Genomic DNA, 18432 nt, shown 5'->3' on the forward strand with positions numbered 1-18432 from the left:
CGTCATCCTTGGTAAGATCAAGGTGCAACAACAAACGGAACCCATCGGTCCGTGCATGAAGAGCTCATCCATGGCGTTTATGTCCGAAAACATCTTGTGTAGAAGGGATATGGGGCCAATGCTGCGCAATTTTTTGATGGATCGATTAACGAGTGCGTACACCCGATTGAAAGAAATGGTGGAGGCTTATGGAAAATGGATTGAGGAGTACGGATATGACCTGGATTGCTGCTGATCATCCCGCAGTAAGTTATTCCGTTTCCCAAGCATAGGAATCAACGCGAAGGAAAACCTTAAAGTCGTGTCCGCAATCGGATTAGCGATGACGAAGAGGAGTGCATGCGAAAATGGATAAAATCGAAAAGAAACTGTATACAGCCACGGTAAACGTTCAAGGCGGAAGAGAAGGCAAAGCGGTGTCCACCGATGACAACCTGAACGTGGATTTGCGGTTTCCGAAGGAATTAGGCGGCAATGGCGGCGGCACGAATCCCGAGCAATTGTTCGCGGCAGGATTCGCGGCTTGCTTTGAAGGCGCAATGGGTACGATCATGCGAACGAAAAAGATCAAATCCGAAGGGGTTTCCATTGTTTCAAACGTAACGCTCGGCAAGGATGCGAACGACGGCTACGTGTTGGCCGTGGCGTTCGATGTCACGATTAAAGGCGTCGATCGCAGCGTCGCCCAAGAAATCGTCGACGAAGCGCATAACGTATGCCCTTACGCGAGAGCGACGCGCGGCAATATCGAGGTCGTCTCGAACGTCGTTGGGTAAGGCTTCTCCTTAAACGGCTATTGAAACGCCTTGGCCCCTGTGTTATGATGACACCAAATTTAACGATTGGAGTGATTGAATAATGTAATATTTCTTGCCGGTCTTAAGGGATAAAACAAAGCTGATTTATGCGTTGTTTTGTTCGTTATCGCCGCGGGAAAGTTACTTATTCTTTCACTCTTTCATATACCTCCTTCAGCCCTCCGCAAGGGCTGTCCTGACGTATATTTTTGAGCTGCGAGAAAAGTAACTTTCTTGCAGCTCATTTTAGTTTCAGCGACAGGAGGGAAAACCATGTCAACGATTCAAGTATCCAACCTGACCTTTGCGTATGAAGGCAGCTATGACAACATTTTCGAGAAGGTCAGCTTCCAGATCGACACCGATTGGAAACTGGGGTTCACGGGCCGAAACGGGCGCGGCAAAACGACGTTTATGAAGCTGCTCCTCGGTCAATTGGAATACAGCGGAACCATCTCGACCCCGGTCAGCTTCGATTACTTCCCTTTCCCCGTCAAGGATCCGGAACAGCTGACCGTGGAGGTCGTAAGCGACATTTACCCGGATTATGAGCTTTGGCGGCTGGAGCGCGAGCTATCCTTGCTCAAAGTAGCCGAAGACGCGCTGTACCGGCCGTATAACACGTTATCAAACGGAGAGCAAACGAAGGTGCAGCTAGCCGCCTTGTTTCTGAAGGAAAATCACTTCCTGCTGATCGACGAACCGACCAACCACTTGGATGTGCGCGCCAGAAAGCTGGTCAGCCACTATTTAAACGGTAAGAAAGGGTTTATTTTGGTGTCGCACGACCGGGCGTTCCTCGACCATTGCGTGGACCATATTCTGTCGATCAATAAAACCAATATCGACATTCAGAAGGGAACGTTCTCCAGCTGGTGGGCCAACAAACACCTGCAGGATCAGTTTGAGCTGAACGAGAACGAAAAACTCGTCAAAGACATCAAACGGCTGTCCGACGCCTCCAAAAGAACCGGCCAATGGTCGCATGAGGTGGAGAAAAGCAAAAACGGAACGCGCAATTCCGGTTCCAAGGTAGACAAAGGGTATATCGGGCATAAAGCCGCCAAAATGATGAAACGCTCGAAGTCGATCGAGCAGCGGCAGCAATCCGCGATCGAGGAGAAATCCAAGCTGCTCAAGAACATCGAAACTTCAGAGAGCCTGCAAATGTCGCAGCTGGCGTATCCCAAGTCCCAGCTGGTTGAGCTGGACCATGTGGCTATACGCTATGACGGCAAAACGGTTTGCCGGGACGTCAGCTTCGCCATTAACCAGGGAGAGCGGATTGCCTTGACCGGGCCGAACGGATCGGGAAAATCGAGCCTGCTTAAGCTGATCCTTGGCGAACCTATTCCGTACACCGGCGCTTTCCATAAAGGCAGCGGGCTGCGAATCTCCTATGTCTCCCAGGATACGTCGCATTTAAGAGGAGACTTGTCGGGGTATGCCCGGGACGAGGGAATCGATGAGAGCCTGTTTAAGGCGATTTTGCGCAAGCTCGATTTCTCCCGCCTGCAGTTCGAGAAAGACATGTCCTTGTTCAGCGGAGGCCAGAAGAAGAAGGTCTTGATCGCCAAAAGCCTTTGCGAAGAAGCTCATCTGCATGTATGGGATGAACCGCTTAACTTCATAGACGTGATCTCCCGGATGCAGATCGAGGAATTGTTGCTTGAGCATCAGCCTACCCTGATTTTCGTGGAACATGACATTGAATTCACCGGGAAGATCGCGACAAAAACGGTCGAGCTGAAGGGCTAAGGCATACTCGCGCGAAAGGAATGGATACGATGTTGGATGAGATCGTAGATGACGGAGCGAACCGCTCGCCGATGAGAGGGACGGTTCGCGCAACCCAATAGCCGCTGGGCTGCCACGAAGCAGGTGGTATCGGCTTCGCGTCCAGTCCAGCGCAATGAATGATGGCCCGGCAGCACGATTACTCATAGCCAGAGCGTTTGAGAGATCAAACCATCGTTTATATTGAGTATGTTCTCACTCATTGAATTGAAAAGAGGTTATCTTATGGCCCGGCCCCTTAGCGAAGAGAAACGAAAAAGATTATTAACTGCCGCAACGGAAGAGGTGGCAACGTCCGGAGCTGCCGCATCGACGATCAAGATCGCCAAGAAAGCAGGGGTTGCGGAGGGGACGTTATTCGTCTACTTTCCGACCAAGGACGACTTGCTGAATCAGCTGTTTGTGGAGTTAAAATCGGATTTAATGGGATTTCTGATGATTGATTATCCGATTCATGCGGATATTCAGGGGAAAATCAGATCTCTCTGGACGGATTTTATTGATTGGGGAGCAACCTACCCGGATAAGCGGAAGGCGTTGCGGCAGCTCGGCGTTTCGGAGCGAATCACCGATTCGAATAAGGATGTCGGCGAAGCGTTGTTCGACAACCTGCAAGACGTGATTGAAGAAGGCTTCAAGACCGGCGTTCTTCGAGAGCAGCCCCTTCCTTTTATGAGCGGCCTGATTAATGCGCTCGCCGATATGGTTCTCCAGGCTGCCCTCGGTGACGAAATCAAGCTCGACCAATACAAAGCTTTGGGTTGGCAGGCGTTGTGGGGTGCTATTGCACGCAAATAGACGTGCTATTTTTTCAATTCATACATGAGTGAGGACGTAGTCATTACTAACTCGCAAAGGACGCAGCCGAATGGGAAGAAGTCAGCCGGTCGGCCGATTGCGCGGGCAGCGACTTATCGCTGCTGTCCGACCTCCCGATTCATTGAGCTTATCATGCAGCGATCGCCTCCGGTAACGATCGGGGGCGATCGCCCTCCATGAAAGGCTTGCGTCAACCTTACCCGATTGACATTCGTAGCGCCAAGATCAGCTTCATCCGGTAAAAACGCAGGTTTGCGGCCGTCCCCTGCGTTACAACGTTTAAGCTTGCGGGATTATGGTATAAATGGTACTGTTGGTATATCATTTAAACCCGGAGGGAACCAGGGTATGTCGCAACTGCCATTATACGAACAGATCTACGGCTACGTGCACGACCAGATTACGTCCGGAAGGCTGAAAGAGGGAGAGCGCGTCCCATCGGAAATGGAGCTGGCCGAGCGGTTCAATGTGAGCCGAATCACGACCAAGAAAGCGCTCGAGGGTCTTGCTAACGACGGGTTGATCACGCGCATGCGCGGGAAGGGCTCCTTCGTAAGCGCGATGTCCAAGCCTGACTCGCAGTCAAAGCAGGCTACCCCCAAAGCGGACAATCCGGCTCCGGTCCGGCAAACGAGGGTCATCGGCGTATTGCTGCCGGACATCTCGGAATCTTACGGCATTCGACTGTTTCGGGCCATCGAGGAGAAGGCTTCCGAACTCGGCTGCCATATGCTGATCAAGCTGACGTACGACAAGCAGGAGGCGGAAGAAAAGGCGATTCAGTCGCTTATTCACGCAGGCGTGGACGGGCTGATCGTGTTTCCGGTCCATGGCGAGCATTACAGCACGGAACTATTGCGGGCCGTCATCGATGACTTCCCCGTTGTCCTCGTAGATCGCTATATGCGAGGAATCCCGGCCTGCTCCGTCCATACGGACAATGAGAAAGCATGCGAAGAGTTGACTGACTATCTAATCGATAAGGGACATCGCGAGGTTGCGCTGTTGTCCACGCCTGCCGAAAACACGACGACGCTGGAGGACCGGTTGAAGGGGTTCTCCAACGCCTTCATTAAGCGCGGAATCGGATTGAATCCCGATCACTTCGTCACGAACTTGTTCAGCTCGCTGCCGAAATCGTTCGAAAGCGATAATATCCAGGTCGACCAGCAGCAGCTTCGCGCGTACATGTCCGCGCATCCGGGTACGAAGGCGTTCGTAGCCTGCGAATATAATTTGGCGCGGGTATTGAAACGGGAGATCGAACGAATGGGAAAACGGGTACCGGAGGATTACGAGATTGCCTGCTTCGACTATCTGAGCGATGACTTTGACGGACCGCAATTCCCGCATATTCGCCAGAACGAAGAAGTGATGGGCGCACGGGCCGTGGAGCTGCTGAGCAGATTGTGGCAGGGGGAATTGCTGCCGCGGCAAACGATTATTGACTATACGCTCGCGGTATAATTGGTTATACCATTCGAAAACGCAAACGGTAAGCGGGTCTGCGATAAAACGCGGAACCCGCTTTTTTATGTGCGTTTTACAGATGATTCGAGCCATCGAAGAGAACGATATGACATATGGATTATTTAAGTAAATTGGCATATAGGCATAAAAGTAATGTTGACATACTTTATATTGGTATAATATACTTCGTTATGAGTTAACTTCCTAGACGAGTAAAGGAGCGGCAAACGCAACGTGGTTTCGTAACCCCGAGCGGCTGCCAAGCACACCTAAGGAGGATACGGCATGAATTCGTCTTTGGCCGCCTATATCGAAGAAACGGCCTCGAAATTGGCTCGGGTGCGTCCCGAAATGGTTCAAACGTTTAAGCAGTGCTATCCGAATACCCTCGACACGACAGTCGAACGATTACATGACGGTACGACGTTCATCATTACGGGGGACATTCCGGCGATGTGGCTCCGCGATTCGTCGGCGCAAATCCGCCCCTATGCGCGATTGGCCGGGAAAGACGATGAACTTGCCGCCATGTTCAGAGGAACGATTGAACGGCAAGCGGCCTACCTAGCGATTGACCCTTACGCAAACGCTTTCAATCGCGAAGCGAATGGGAACGGGCATCAAAGCGATGCCACCAAGATGGGGCCATGGATTTGGGAGCGCAAATACGAGCTCGACTCGTTATGCTACCCCGTTCAGCTATGTAAAGACTATTACGATGCAACAGGCGACGTCACCGTCTTCACGCCGGCGTTCCATTGGATGTTAAGGCGGATCGTCGACACGATGTCGACCGAGCAGCGTCATGAGGAATTATCAACGTACCGGTTCGAACGGGAAGATATCTTGCTGCCGTCGGATACGCTGCCGTTCGGAGGACGCGGCACGAAAGTTAATTTCACCGGAATGATCTGGTCCGCTTTCCGTCCGAGCGACGACGCGTGCAAATTCGGCTACCTGATTCCCTCGAATATGTTTGCCGCCGTCGTGCTGGGCCATATCGCCGAGTTCGCGATTGCGGCTTACGGCGACGCGACGCTGGCGGCGGACGCGCTCCGGTTGAAGAAGGACGTCGAATTCGGCATCGAGACCTATGGCGTTGTCGACCACCCGCGCTATGGACGCATTTATGCTTATGAAACCGACGGTTTCGGCAATTACAACCTGATGGACGATGCTAACGTGCCGAGTCTGTTATCCATCCCGTATTTAGGCTACCGCCCGGCGGATGACGAAACCTACAAGCGGACGCGCGCCTTCATACTGAGCAAGGACAATCCCTATTATGCCGAAGGGCGATTCGCGCGAGGCGTCGGGAGTCCCCATACGCCGCTCGGGTATGTCTGGCATATCGGGCTGATCGTGCAAGGCCTTACTTCGACCGATGCGGCCGAGAAGCGCGACATCGTGGACATGCTGGCCCAGACGACAGCAGGCACCGATTACATGCATGAAAGCTTCGACCCTGATCGGCCGGAGACGTATACGCGCCCATGGTTCGCTTGGGCAAATAGCCTATTCGGCCAATTCCTTGCCGATTGGGTGAACGAACAGAACATCGATTAGGAGGTGCAGGCGTGAAACGTTCGATCTGGCAAAGGGACGGCTTTATAGGGTATCTGTTCATCCTTCCCGGCATTCTCGGGTTCCTGTTCTTCGTCGCCTATCCGTTGCTCTCGTCGATTTATTTCTCGATGACCAAGTGGAGCGGATTCGATACGCCGACTTACGTCGGGCTGCAGAATTACAAGTACATGTTCACGATGGATCCGACCTTCTGGCCCGGGCTGAAGGCGACGATCCTGTACGCGCTCATCAGCGTGCCGCTTGGCCTCGCGCTCGGCTTGGGGCTTGCGATGCTGCTGAACCGGAATTTGCCCGGCATCAAGATTTTCCGCACGCTGTTCTACCTCCCGGTCGTGCTGCCGATCGTCGCGACCTCGACGTTATGGCTGTTCGTCTACGAGCCGCAGTTCGGGCTTGCGAACAATGTGCTGAAGGCGCTCGGCCTAAAACCGGTCGAATGGCTGACCGATTCGCATACGGCCCTGTTGTCGCTCGTCGTGCTGGCCTTGTGGGGAGTCGGCTCGAACATGATCATTTTCCTCGGGGGGCTGCAGTCGGTACCGACGGACGTCTACGAGGCGGCCGAGATCGACGGGGCAAGCAAGTTCCGCATCTTCTTCAATGTTACGATTCCGTTAATCACGCCGACCTTGTTCCTGCAGCTCATTACGGGCATGATCGGCTCGTTTCAGACCTTCGTGCAGCCAGCCATCCTGACGAAAGACGGCGGTCCGGATTTCTCCACGATGCTGCTGAACTTCAGTATTTACAAGAACGCGTTCCAGGGACAAGATTTCGGCTACGCGATCGCGCAAGTGTGGGTGCTGTTCGTGCTCATCATCCTGTTCACGATCATCGCCTTCAAGTCCTCCAGCAGCTTTGTTTATTATGAAAACGAATCAAAATAAGGAGGGAGCAGCATGAGCGGAGCGAATTTGGCCGCGGGCAGCCCAAGCACGAGAAGAGTCGGGCAGATCATTCGGTTTGCGTTTCTTCTTATCTTGTCGGTCTCGATGATCTATCCCGTCCTATGGATGATCACCATTGCGCTGGAAGGCAGCGGCGGCATGTTCAAGGTACCGCCTGAATGGTTTCCGCATGAGTTCCACTTCAACAACTTCGTCAATGGCGCCAAGGAAATCGATTTAGGCCGCGTTTTTCTAAACAGTCTCGCGATTTCCGTTACCGTCACCATCGGCCAGGTCATCAGTTCGCTGTTTATCGGTTACGGCATCGCCCGGATTCCGTTTCCGGGTCGGAAGCTTTGGTTTTACTTCTTTATCGGGAGCATGATGCTGCCCTCGATCGTCAGCCTCATTCCGGTCTTTTATGTATTTGCCAAAATCGGGCTCTTCAATACATGGTGGCCGATCCTGATTCCGGCGTTCTTCGGCAATCCGTTCTTCATCTTCCTCTGCCGTCAATTTTACAGCGCGATTCCTTATTCGTACGACGAGGCCGCGAAGATCGACGGGGCGAATCATTTTCAAATCATGACGCGGGTTATCGTACCGGCGAGCATTCCGCTTGTCGTTACCATGATCATCCTCAGCTTTCAAGGGTCCTGGAATGAATATTTGCAGCCGCTCGTGTACCTCCAGGATCAGAAGAAATGGCCGTTATCCGTCGCGGTGGCCTCCTTCAGCGGTTCCTACGGCACGACGTGGAATCACTTCATGGCCGTCAATCTGCTCTACATGCTGCCCTTGCTCATCCTGTTTTTTGCCGCTCAGAAATACTTCATGCAAGGGCTTGGCTCGCTCAACAATTCGGGCTTGAAATAACCGGTTTATCAAGCGGAGGAGGTGAAGGGGGAGTCGAGTCTGGGATAGGCGGCGCCGCAATAGGCCCGAACGGAGAGAAACGTATACGCTTTCAAGAGACAGAACACAAGAAGGCGCTTGGTTGACAAAAAACGACTTGCACATTCAAGGAGGTCATCGAGAACATGAAACAGGTCATGAAATGGTCGGCAATGCTGCTGACGGTCGTATGCGCAGCCGGCGTCTTGGCAGGGTGCGGCAGCAACGATAACAACGGCGGCAACGGCGGAACGAACGCGGGATCGGGAAATACGGCGGGCGGAAGCACGGGAGCGAATGACGGTTCGAACGCAGGCGCGGCCGATGGCGGCGAGGAAGTCAAATTGACCATGATGACATGGGAAGGCAAAGAAATGACCGCCGCTATTCAAGATGCGCTTAAGTCCTTCGAATCCGAGAACCCCGGGATCAAGGTCGAAGTGCTGCCGACGCCGTTGACGGATTACACGACGAAGATTAATTCCCTCATTGCGATCGATAAGGCGCCGGATGTATTTATGAGCGGCAACGACACCGAACTGATTTCCGGCAAGAACGGACAGCTGTACGACTGGTCATCCATGATGGATAGCGATAAGACGTTTTTTGACAGCTTTTATCCCGGCATTATCCCGAACTGGTTGGTCAACGGGAAGCTGTACGGAATCCCCGGCCTGATGAACACGTACGGCGTGTTCTACAATAAGAAGCTGCTTCAGGATGCCGGCGTAGCGGAGCCGAAGGTCGGCTGGACGTATGCCGAAATGCTGGACGATGCGAAGAAGCTCGCGAAAAAAGGACAGAACTTCGGTCTTTATCTGCAGCAAATGAACGATCCGTTCGGCTTGTCCAATTACGCGGCTTCCGCCGGCGACGCGCCTTTCGCGGACTCCATTACCGATGCCAAGACGGTGACCGTGAGCCCGAAATTCGAGGAAGCCGTCAACCTGTACCGTGACGGCGTTGCCGACGGCAGCATTGCGCCATTCAGCCAAAACACGGACAACTACGCGAACTTGTTCAAAGAAGGCAAAGTGCCGTTGTTGCAGGCGGGTCAATGGTACGCGGACGATTTCATCCGCAATGCCAAGGATCTGGAATGGGGCTATGTGCCGAGCCCGATCGTGGACAAGCCCGTCGCGACGTACGATGCCATCGGCTTCGCAAGCCCGGCGAAGATCAAGCATCCGGAAGCCGTCTATAAGCTGATTAAATTCGTGGCGACGGAAATGTATGAGGAAGTGCTGCCGAAATTCCCGGTCGCACCGCCGACGTACCAGCCGTCCGCGCAGCCATACTACAACAAGCTGAAGGAAGCCGGCCATCCGGAAATGGCGGAAACGCTCGATTATATGCTTAAGGCTGAGACGAAGACGCCGGTCCGCTTCATGGAGCCGTGGTCCGCAAAGGCGCAAAAGTTCATCGATAGCACCTTTAAGGCCGTGATCGACGGCAAGCAGCCGGTCGACAACCTGAAGAAGCTCGAGAAAAATATCAACGCTGTCATTGCCGCTCCTTAAGCGACATCATCCTCGTTAAGCCTCCGGCGAAACCGCAAACGTTTGCGGTGCTGCCGGAGGTTTTTTTCGTTGTGCGAAGCATTCGCATGATCTAGGGTTACAATAAAGAAGTTGCCGGCGCGACGCTCCGCCGGAACCCGAAAATGTTCGCGCCGAGAATTGGTCCTGCGTGCCGATGGCGCCGTCGCCGTTCAATCGGGGCACGGAAGGCATTACTTTTGGCATTGCGCATGAAAATGGTCATGCGCAATGACCGAAGGCGATGCTTTTTTTGGTGCGTATTCATGACCTTTCACAGATTTGGCATCCCGTCATCCTTGGTAAGATCAAGGTGCAAGCACGAGACGAAACCTTATTAGGAGGGAATACGATGTTTGGAAACCAAACGAGACGGCCGGCCAAATACGCGGCAATCCTGCTGTTCGCGTCCATTATGCTGCTTTTGCTTTCCGCCTGCTCGCAAACCGGCGATCAACAAGACGGGGAGCGCGCCGCCGAAATCCAGCCCAAAACCGTGGCGTTAACCACTGCAGGCAAGCCAACGGCAGACAAGCCCATGGACGACAAGTCAACGGCCGACAAGCCAACGCCGGCCAAAGCGTACTCCGACGAGGAGCTGGTCAAAGAACTTCCGGGCTTCAAGAACGGCTATAAGGAAGCAAACGGCGTCAAGCTTCACTACGTCGAGGGCGGGAAGGGCGAGCCGCTGTTCCTTCTCCCGGGCTGGCCCGTAACTTGGTATTCGTTCCGCAACCTGATGCCGGAGCTGGCCAAGAGCTATCATGTTTATGTCGTGGAATACCGCGGCATGGGCAGCTCGGACAAGCCGCAATCGGGCTATGACAAGAAGACGATGGCGACGGACATTCATGAATTGGCCAAATCGCTCGGATACAAGAGCATCAACATCGCCGGGCATGACATCGGCGCGACGATCGCGTACGCGTATGCGGCCAATTACCCGCAAGCCACGAAGAAAGTCGTGCTGATGGACGCTTCGCATCCGAACGAGAACTTTCTGAAAATCCCGATTTTGCCGCCGCCGGGCGTGTACGACGAAAGCAACCCCGAACGCGCGAAGTTCTACTGGTGGTTTGCCGTCAATACCATTCCGGGCTTGTCGGAGCAGATGCTGCAGGGCAACCAGTTGGACCTCGTTTATAACTGGATCTACGATTATATGGGCTACACCAAGGATGCGCTCAGCAAGAAGGAGCGCGAGGTTTACCTCGCGGCCTATTCCCGGCCCGACGCGCTTCGCGCCGGGAACGAGTGGTACAAGACGTTCAGGGAAGATATCGAAACGTTTAAAACGTACAAGCCGCTGTCCGTGCCCGCGCTCGGCATCGCCGGCGTATCCGGTTACGGCATGCTGGAGCAGTTCTTGACCGAGCATGCGCCGAATTCCAAGACGGTGAAGCTGGAGAAAACCGGACATTGGATTATGGAGGAGAACCCGCAAGCCGCCATTAAGCTGTTCAAAGCGTTTCTCGGGTAAATCGTCCCCGCAGTCGCGAGCGGCGGCGTTAAGCCGCTGACGATAAGGTTCTTCATGCCGAACCCGTCCACGAATGAAAACACCTTCAAGCGAAATCGCCAGGTCGAACGAACCGGTGGACGGCTTGGAGGTGTTTTTGCGTTCGCAACACGAGTCAGCTATCCCGTTAGCGCTCTCAGCGGTGTGAAGCCGAATGGCGGCGATCGTACGATGAAGGTAAATTTACCCCAAAGGCGAATACAGATGGAGTACAAATCATTGATTGGAGCCTATATCAAATGGCAGGAAGCGAGGTGCCAGGGTGAGTTTTAAATCGATTCTCATGGATCAAATCAACGCTTGTTATCACGATAAAAGCTGGTTTATTCCGCTTCACGAAATACTGATGGACCTGAATGCGGAGCAAGCCGCAAGGGAGGATGCCGGCAATTCATCCATCTGGGCAATCGTGAATCACCTTATTTTTTGGAATGAGCGATGGCTGGAGAGATTCGAGAGCGAACAATTTGAACTGACGAGTTCAATGAACAACGACGATACGTTTCATGTGGATCCCAACACCGTGAACGATGCCGAATGGACGCGAACCCTGCAAAGATTGGATCGCGTATTCAGGCGTTGGGATACGGCGCTCGAGGAAAGCGGGGAATCGAAGCTCACGACCGGGATCGCTTCTTATTTCAACGCTCCTTGGTGGGGCGTCGTATCTAATTTATGCCTGCATAATGCGTATCATATTGGTCAAATCATGCTGCTCAAAAAACAATTGCAGCATCATTGAACGTCATTCGTTTTTTTCAGCACGTATCGCTCCCCGGGAGCCAAGATGCGATACCGGTTCTCCGAACGGGTAATATGCGGAGCGAGCTTGTTCGGATCGCCGTTGAACGGCAGCATCTCAGGCCCGTGATAGGTTCCGTAGTGGTGCGGGATGATAGCCGCCTGCTCAAGGCGATTCGCGAGTTTGACGGCATTCTCGACGCCGAAATGATAAGGATCGTCCGATACATCGAGCAGCAGGACGTCGACCCCGCTCATTTGCATATGCTCGGCCAGCAGCCGGGTATCCCCCGTGCACCAGATCGTCCCGTCCGGGGTGCGGATGAAGAAGCCGCAGCAGTCCTCGGGACCGTAGGGATGCTGGCTTGGATAGGCATGATCGGCTCGCGTCAGCGTGATTTCAACCTTTCCGATACGGAAGCTCTCGCCGATTCGGAAGGCCCGTGCCTGGCTTGAAGGGACCCCTAACCGCTCCAATTCCTGCACCACGATAGCCGGCCCCGCGTACAATCCCCCGGTCCGGATTAAAGCCGAAGCCGTAACCGGGCCCAAGTGATCGTCATCCTTATGCGTGTAGAGAATCGCATCTAAACGCGGGACGTCTGCCGCTTCGATCGGCAGCGGGACCAACAAGCGATGTCCCAGTTCGCAATTCTCGTCGGAGCCGGCCTGCATGGAAATAACGGGATCGATCATAAGCAAGGTTCCGTGGGACTGGATGAGAAACCCGGCGCTCGAGAGCCACCAGATAGACGTATTTTCGGATGGTTCGAAGTCCTTGGCCGTCATCGGCCGCGTATACGGCGCACGGACTTGGGTGGTGGAGAATTCTTTGGCCATTAATTCGCTCAGTTCCTTCACAAGATCAGTCTTTCGGAAGCGCGCTTTCCTTTTACTTCGCCTTGCGTGAGCCGCATAAGCTGCGGGCGGGCGCCGAAGGTGGCCGCCAGAAGCGATTATGCGTTCGGCGGCGACGGCATGATAAGCTGGAGGTCTTGAATCTGCTGAAGATGAACGGCCGACAGCCGCTCCAGCAGCTCCAGCCCCTTGGGCGTCAGCGTTAGATGGACGCTTCGCGCGTCGTCCGGATTCGGGCGCCGGGCTACAAGCTCGCTTTGTCCGCAGCGGGTCGCCAAACCCACGCAGGCATGATGAGTGACTTGAAGCCGCTCGGCCAGCTCGGAGATCGTCGCATAATCGCGGCCCGGATAGCCTTGAATAGCCAGCAGCAGTTGGTGCTGTTGCGGAGTAAGTCCCATTTCGCGGGCCGCGCATTCGCTAAAGTGGATGAATTTGCGTAACGTGTATCTAAACTCGGCCAATTGCTCATACACGGATTTGGGCAACGCTTGTTTCGGCATACGGACATTCTCCTTCGCGTAGTTATATCTCAATGCGATATAAATTTCGGGATCATGTCAACATGATCATGGGGGAGAAACGGATTGAATAAGCTGCGTTCCCGTTCTTTATCCGATTTTACCATAACGCCCCGGGTATTGTACCTTTCCTTCCTCGCGGTCATCGTAGGCGGTGCCGGCGCGTTGACGGCGGTGGCGCTGACCGAAATGATCGGCTTGTTTACGAACCTCTTCATCTATCATCGCGTTTCCTTCCAATTCGTGAAAGCGTACCCCAACCAGCTCGGATGGGGCATCATCGTCGTCCCGGTAATCGGAGGGTTGCTGATCGGCTTGATGGCACGCTTCGGTTCGGACAAAATTCGCGGACATGGCATCCCCGAAGCGATGGAGGCGATTCTGATCGGCAAGAGCGTCATTGCGCCCAAAGTTGCCGTATTAAAACCGGTCTCCGCGGCCATTTCGATCGGCAGCGGAGGCCCGTTCGGCGCGGAAGGGCCGATCATTATGACAGGCGGATCCATCGGATCGGTCATGGGTCAGTTTCTGTATCTGTCCGCGGCGGAACGCAAAATCCTGCTGCTGGCCGGGGCGGCGGCGGGGATGTGCGCCACGTTCAATGCTCCGATAGCCTCCGTGTTATTCGTGACCGAGCTGCTTGCTTTCGAGATGAGACCGCGAAGCGTCATGCCGATTGCGCTTGCCAGCGGATCGGCCGATTTTATCCGGATCGGCATCTTGGGAGGGGGAGCGATTTTTCCTTCCGCTGCCCAGCCGTTACTGAATGCGCAAGGCATGGCCGTCGGGTTGCTGTTCGGCATCGTGGGACCTGCAATTGCGTATCTCTTAACCAAACTAATCTACAAATCGGAAGATTGGTTCGCCAAGCTGCCTTTGCATTGGATGTATTGGCCGGCCATCGGAGGGCTGGCGGTCGGATTGGGCGGTTTTGTCGTGCCGCAGGTTCTTGGCGTAGGGTATGACACAATACAAGGGTTAGCGATCGGGCATGTCGCGCTCGCGCTTGCGCTTAAAATTCTAATCGTCAAAACGATCGTTTGGGTCGTAGCGCTCGGTTCCGGCACATCCGGGGGCATTTTGGCTCCCGTCCTAATCATTGGCGGGACCTTGGGTGAAGCGATGGGGATATTGTTTCACGCCCCGGATCCCGCGGTCTGGTCGATCCTGGGAATGGCGGCCGTATTTGCGGGCGTAACGCGGTCTCCGTTCACGGCGATCTTGTTTTTGCTGGAGCTTACGCACGACATGCAAATGCTTCTGCCGCTTACCATCGCGTGCATGCTGGCCTATGGAGTATCGGCGCTCGCGCTTTCGCGCTCCATCTTGACGGAGAAAATCGCGCGCCGAAACCGGCTTATCACCCGGGATTACAGCATCGACCCGTTAGCATTGTATACGTTGGCGGAACTTGCGCTTGAACCGCCAGTCCTCGTGTCGGAGAAGATGACCTTCTCGGAACTGATTCGGCGCCAGGCGGGAGAGGCTGCCCCGGCGGATGGGTTCCTCGTCGTCTCCGCAGAAGACCGATTGATCGGGTATATCAAGCAAGCCGAGCTTTGGAAATGGGTGTACAGCGGGCGCGCCCCCTATGCTAGACTTGGCAATCATTGCGCGGGGTCCTTGACGACGATCGCGAGCCGGCAGACGGCGTCCGAAGCGTTAACGATGCTGCTGGCGGTTCCGGAGCAATTGCTCGCGGTGGTCGACGAGGAGCATCGTCCGAAGGGGATCGTGACCGCATCGATGCTGCTCGGGATACGTGATCGAACGGCAGACGAAGAGTACATCCGCGAACGGTATTTAACCTTGTCCTGGATGCGCCGGCTTGTCGGTTGGCGGAAACTAGCGATTCATTCTACGCGGGAAGCCGAGCGAGAAGGAGAATAGGCTTCGTCGTTGCCGAAGCGAGATCCTTCGGCCGGCCGTCGATGCGCTAACGGGCAGCTTAGCGCATCAAACTCGTTTCGCGAGAGTAAAATATTGGGAGAAAGAAGTTTGCATCAATGAATAAAAGGGGAAGCCGTGAATGAAAAAGTACCAATTAGCCTTGGTTGGTGGCATCGTCTTGCTTATCGGACAAATCATTGTATTACTTCTTCCTTTACGTCCGCAAACTGGACCAGTCGGGGAGCCGCATGGGTTGAACTGGCCGGGATTTTTTCGGGGGCTGTCGGTTGTTTTGCCCATCATCGCCATTGGTTTAGTTGGCTGGAAGAACGAAAAACGGAAGTAGGACGGGCAATGTGATCGTTGACTTAGCGGGACGCTTTAGCTCAATCATGACACGACGGCAGCCGACCTCGGAACGATCGGCTACCGTCGCTGACCTAACGGGCAGGCGGAAGTAACTTATCCTCGGGCGGCGAAGCGAAGCGGCAAGCTTTTGACGCCATGGACGATGAAACCGCGCGCGGGTTCGAGCCGATCGTCGTTCTCTCTGACGAGTCCGGGCAGCCGGCTCATGATCGCCATCAGCGCGACCTTCGCCTCCAGCCGGGCGAGCGGGGCACCGAGACAGAAATGGATGCCTTGGCCGAAGGCCAAGTGCTGATTGGATTCTCTGGCGATCTCGAAACGCGCGGAATCGTCGAACTTGGCTTCATCCCGATTGGCCGAGCCGATCCAAGCCACGACCCGGGTCCCCTGCGGGATCGTATGTCCTCCAAGCTCCACGTCCTCTTTGGTCATACGGAACATCGCTTGCACCGGCGAACGGAAGCGGAGTACTTCTTCGATCGCGCTTCCCAACAAATTCGGGTTGGTCTGAAGCTTCTTCCACTCGTCCGGATGCTCCAGCAGCGTCTGGACGGCATTCCCGATCAGATTAGTGGTCGTCTCGTTGCCGGCGACCAGCAGCAGGCGGCAGAAGGACAGGACTTCCGATTCCGTCAGGTGCGAGGATCCCTCCTCAGCGGCCAGCAGCGCGCTGATCAAATCGTTCTGCGGGTCGCGCCGGCGCTGCGCGATAATGCCCCTAAAATAGTCGTTCATCTCCATATGGGCCTGCCCGGACGTATGTTGACCTCCGATGACGGCATCGGCGCTCGCGACGATTTCGTCCGACCAAGCCTTGAAGCGCTCCCGATCGATGGCGGGGATTCCCATCAGTTCGGCTATGACGATAACGGGCAGCGGGTAAGCAAAATCCCGGATCAGATCGATCTCCCCGTCGGGAATGACGACGTCCAGGAGCTCGTCGGCGATCTGCGTAATTCTTGGCTCAAGAGCGGCGACGGCCTTCGGGGTAAATGCGCGGTTGACCAGCGAACGCAGGTCGCTATGCCTCGGAGGATCCATATTGATGAGGCCAAACCCCTCGGACTGTTTGTGCGAATCGGCATCTCTGGACGGCGCGCTTGGCCGTGAGGAAAACCGGGAATGATCGGAGAGGACGGTTTTCACGTGATCGTAGGTAAAGACCGACCACAACTGAAGCGGTTCCATGTACGCGACCGGTTGATTCCTTCTGAAGGCCTCGTACACGGGATACGGATTTAAAAGAAATTCGGGGGATAGCAGATTGGTCATCATCGACACACCCTTTCAAAATGGCTTACTATGATCATAACGCCAAAATGTGGAAGACACAAACGATCCGGTTGACGGTGAGGTAGGTTCGATGGTTTAACCAAGTCCATGAAGGCCCTATCCCTCCTGATTCCTGCATATGGTAAAATGGAGGGAATTATCTTAGGTTTGGTTTCCGTTGTCCTTATGCGTACGGGGTTCGGAATTGTGTTGAATTAGCGAAGGTTGCTGCGCTAACGGGAAACAAGAGCGCAGTTAGGCTGTCGCAGGATCGAGTGGCAGCCTTGCCGCTAAACATTTTGCCGCGTTCGTGGTTCTGCATTGCCGCCACCTCCAGTGTGGGTTGACAAGAACCTACGCCATAAGAAGCGTTTTAACTATGGTAAGATATAATTGGATGCAGTGGAAAAAGAAAGTAAGGAAATTAAGGAAATTAAGGAAATTAAGGAAATTAAGGAAATCAAGGGCCTAAGCCCGCCAGTTTCGTTTCCAAACGGGCTCCCAATGGAGAGGAGAATTTAACGATTTGAAACAAGAATTCCAAGTGATTTCGGATGTCATCTATGGAGAAGCGGACGGAAAGAGTCTGCTGCTCGACATTGCCATGCCTGCACAGCCGGTTGGTCGGCTTCCGATTGCATTGTGCATTCATGGGGGCGCATGGTTATGGGGGGATAAGGCCGAACCTTCGGAGAGCGGAATGTTCATTCGTCACTTCGCAGCCCACGGCTATTTCGCTGCCAGCATCAATTATCGACTGAGCGACGAAGCGATTTATCCCGCGCAGCTGCATGATGCGAAGGCAGCGGTACGTTGGCTTCGAGCGAATGCAGAAATTTACGGGGCCGATCCGGCTCGTATCGGCGTGTTCGGACATTCAGCCGGCGGTCACCTGGCGGCTTTGCTCGGTACGACGGGCCAGGTAAGAGAATTAGAGGGCAACGGCGGGAATCCCGATAGTTCCAGCTCCGTACAGGCTGTGGTCACGTGGTCGGCTCCCGTTGATTTCCTTCAAATGTTGGTTGGTTTCCATGACTCGCCGGAGTCGATGGAATCGTTGCTAATCGGCGGATACGTGCGAGAGCACCCGGAGAAGGCAAAGCAGGCTAGCCCTCTTGCATATGTAACGGATGCCGCCCCGCCATTCTTGATTATTCATGGTACTGAAGACGAGATTGTTCCCTTCGAGCAGGCTGAAATTTTACACGGAGCACTACGCAATTCGAGCATTTTGGCAATCAAAGGGGCAAATCATAGCCTCCAAGGGGGAAACCTCGGCTGGGAAGACGTTCTTCGGACTACCGCGATCTTCTTCGATCGCCATCTTCGCAACACGCCCGCTGGCTAATTTAAGCCGAAAATCTGTAGCGATCCGACGCTCAAAAATGGAATTGTCATCATTGAATAACCACTTTGCTTTACGCTAACGGGATATGCTAGTTCAATCATGACACGACGGCAGCCGGCCTTAGA

At 54.2% G+C, this 18432-nt stretch carries 16 protein-coding genes; 13 read left to right on the top strand and 3 right to left on the bottom strand.

Translation table 11 applies throughout. The features are described from left to right. Positions 1 to 347 precede the first annotated feature (347 nt). The 10 genes from BMZ79_RS25545 (at position 348) to BMZ79_RS25590 (ending at position 12050) form a co-directional block, all read left to right on the top strand. Complete coding sequence (locus tag BMZ79_RS25545; protein ID WP_090645755.1) at positions 348 to 776, top strand: organic hydroperoxide resistance protein; 429 nt, start codon at positions 348 to 350, stop codon at positions 774 to 776. Between the two features lie 294 nt (positions 777 to 1070). Next, positions 1071 to 2555 carry an Lsa family ABC-F type ribosomal protection protein gene (locus tag BMZ79_RS25550; protein WP_090645757.1) on the top strand — a complete coding sequence of 495 codons (1485 nt, stop codon included), beginning with the start codon at positions 1071 to 1073 and terminating at the stop codon, positions 2553 to 2555. Between the two features lie 228 nt (positions 2556 to 2783). Then, the gene (locus BMZ79_RS25555; RefSeq protein WP_090645760.1) at positions 2784 to 3392 is read left to right on the top strand and encodes a TetR/AcrR family transcriptional regulator; all 609 of its coding nucleotides are present in this window, start codon (positions 2784 to 2786) and stop codon (positions 3390 to 3392) included. Between the two features lie 369 nt (positions 3393 to 3761). Beyond that, a complete protein-coding gene (locus tag BMZ79_RS25560) occupies positions 3762 to 4880 on the top strand; it encodes a GntR family transcriptional regulator (protein ID WP_090645762.1) in 1119 nt (372 codons plus the stop codon). A gap of 288 nt (positions 4881 to 5168) precedes the next feature. Further along, positions 5169 to 6449: a glycoside hydrolase family 125 protein gene (locus BMZ79_RS25565; protein WP_090645764.1), complete on the top strand. Its 1281-nt coding sequence runs from the start codon at positions 5169 to 5171 to the stop codon at positions 6447 to 6449. A gap of 11 nt (positions 6450 to 6460) precedes the next feature. Further along, positions 6461 to 7357: a carbohydrate ABC transporter permease gene (locus BMZ79_RS25570; RefSeq protein ID WP_256253123.1), complete on the top strand. Its 897-nt coding sequence runs from the start codon at positions 6461 to 6463 to the stop codon at positions 7355 to 7357. A gap of 12 nt (positions 7358 to 7369) precedes the next feature. Beyond that, positions 7370 to 8233 carry a carbohydrate ABC transporter permease gene (locus BMZ79_RS25575; RefSeq protein WP_090645767.1) on the top strand — a complete coding sequence of 288 codons (864 nt, stop codon included), beginning with the start codon at positions 7370 to 7372 and terminating at the stop codon, positions 8231 to 8233. 164 nt (positions 8234 to 8397) lie between these two features. Further along, positions 8398 to 9771: an ABC transporter substrate-binding protein gene (locus BMZ79_RS25580; protein ID WP_090645768.1), complete on the top strand. Its 1374-nt coding sequence runs from the start codon at positions 8398 to 8400 to the stop codon at positions 9769 to 9771. 370 nt (positions 9772 to 10141) lie between these two features. Beyond that, positions 10142 to 11269 (top strand): alpha/beta fold hydrolase, encoded by a 1128-nt coding sequence (locus BMZ79_RS25585; protein WP_177222337.1) that lies wholly within the window; start codon positions 10142 to 10144, stop codon positions 11267 to 11269. 322 nt (positions 11270 to 11591) lie between these two features. Next, positions 11592 to 12050: a DinB family protein gene (locus BMZ79_RS25590; RefSeq protein WP_256253124.1), complete on the top strand. Its 459-nt coding sequence runs from the start codon at positions 11592 to 11594 to the stop codon at positions 12048 to 12050. On the opposite strand, the gene BMZ79_RS25595 is transcribed toward BMZ79_RS25590, so the two are convergent. Further along, on the bottom strand, positions 12044 to 12910 hold the full coding sequence (locus tag BMZ79_RS25595) for an MBL fold metallo-hydrolase (RefSeq protein WP_177222338.1): 867 nt from the start codon (positions 12908 to 12910) through the stop codon (positions 12044 to 12046). The genes BMZ79_RS25590 and BMZ79_RS25595 overlap by 7 nt on opposite strands. 95 nt (positions 12911 to 13005) lie before the next feature. Next, entirely contained in the window at positions 13006 to 13410 is a 405-nt protein-coding gene (locus tag BMZ79_RS25600; RefSeq protein ID WP_090645776.1) for a MarR family winged helix-turn-helix transcriptional regulator, read from the bottom strand. 138 nt (positions 13411 to 13548) lie between these two features. On the opposite strand from BMZ79_RS25600, the gene BMZ79_RS25605 reads away from it, so the two are divergent. Further along, positions 13549 to 15318: a chloride channel protein gene (locus BMZ79_RS25605; RefSeq protein WP_218154789.1), complete on the top strand. Its 1770-nt coding sequence runs from the start codon at positions 13549 to 13551 to the stop codon at positions 15316 to 15318. Between the two features lie 139 nt (positions 15319 to 15457). Further along, positions 15458 to 15664: a hypothetical protein gene (locus BMZ79_RS25610; protein ID WP_090645781.1), complete on the top strand. Its 207-nt coding sequence runs from the start codon at positions 15458 to 15460 to the stop codon at positions 15662 to 15664. A 116-nt stretch (positions 15665 to 15780) separates the two neighbouring features. Here the strand turns inward: BMZ79_RS25610 and BMZ79_RS25615 are convergent, their stop codons facing one another. After that, complete coding sequence (locus tag BMZ79_RS25615) at positions 15781 to 16962, bottom strand: cytochrome P450 (RefSeq protein WP_256253125.1); 1182 nt, start codon at positions 16960 to 16962, stop codon at positions 15781 to 15783. A 523-nt stretch (positions 16963 to 17485) separates the two neighbouring features. On the opposite strand from BMZ79_RS25615, the gene BMZ79_RS25620 reads away from it, so the two are divergent. Further along, positions 17486 to 18307 carry an alpha/beta hydrolase gene (locus BMZ79_RS25620; protein WP_090645785.1) on the top strand — a complete coding sequence of 274 codons (822 nt, stop codon included), beginning with the start codon at positions 17486 to 17488 and terminating at the stop codon, positions 18305 to 18307. Positions 18308 to 18432 lie beyond the last annotated feature (125 nt).

This window comes from Paenibacillus sp. UNC496MF, from assembly GCF_900113915.1.
Lineage (GTDB): Bacteria > Bacillota > Bacilli > Paenibacillales > Paenibacillaceae > Paenibacillus_Z > Paenibacillus_Z artemisiicola.

Coding starts and splice junctions, on each gene's coding strand:
- BMZ79_RS25580 (WP_090645768.1), top strand. CDS start 8,398: ATGAAACAGGTCATGAAATGGTCGGCAATGCTGCTGACGGTCGTATGC.
- BMZ79_RS25615 (WP_256253125.1), bottom strand. CDS start 16,962: ATGATGACCAATCTGCTATCCCCCGAATTTCTTTTAAATCCGTATCCC.
- BMZ79_RS25550 (WP_090645757.1), top strand. CDS start 1,071: ATGTCAACGATTCAAGTATCCAACCTGACCTTTGCGTATGAAGGCAGC.
- BMZ79_RS25585 (WP_177222337.1), top strand. CDS start 10,142: ATGTTTGGAAACCAAACGAGACGGCCGGCCAAATACGCGGCAATCCTG.
- BMZ79_RS25565 (WP_090645764.1), top strand. CDS start 5,169: ATGAATTCGTCTTTGGCCGCCTATATCGAAGAAACGGCCTCGAAATTG.
- BMZ79_RS25555 (WP_090645760.1), top strand. CDS start 2,784: ATGTTCTCACTCATTGAATTGAAAAGAGGTTATCTTATGGCCCGGCCC.
- BMZ79_RS25575 (WP_090645767.1), top strand. CDS start 7,370: ATGAGCGGAGCGAATTTGGCCGCGGGCAGCCCAAGCACGAGAAGAGTC.
- BMZ79_RS25600 (WP_090645776.1), bottom strand. CDS start 13,410: ATGCCGAAACAAGCGTTGCCCAAATCCGTGTATGAGCAATTGGCCGAG.
- BMZ79_RS25610 (WP_090645781.1), top strand. CDS start 15,458: ATGAAAAAGTACCAATTAGCCTTGGTTGGTGGCATCGTCTTGCTTATC.
- BMZ79_RS25590 (WP_256253124.1), top strand. CDS start 11,592: ATGGATCAAATCAACGCTTGTTATCACGATAAAAGCTGGTTTATTCCG.
- BMZ79_RS25545 (WP_090645755.1), top strand. CDS start 348: ATGGATAAAATCGAAAAGAAACTGTATACAGCCACGGTAAACGTTCAA.
- BMZ79_RS25560 (WP_090645762.1), top strand. CDS start 3,762: ATGTCGCAACTGCCATTATACGAACAGATCTACGGCTACGTGCACGAC.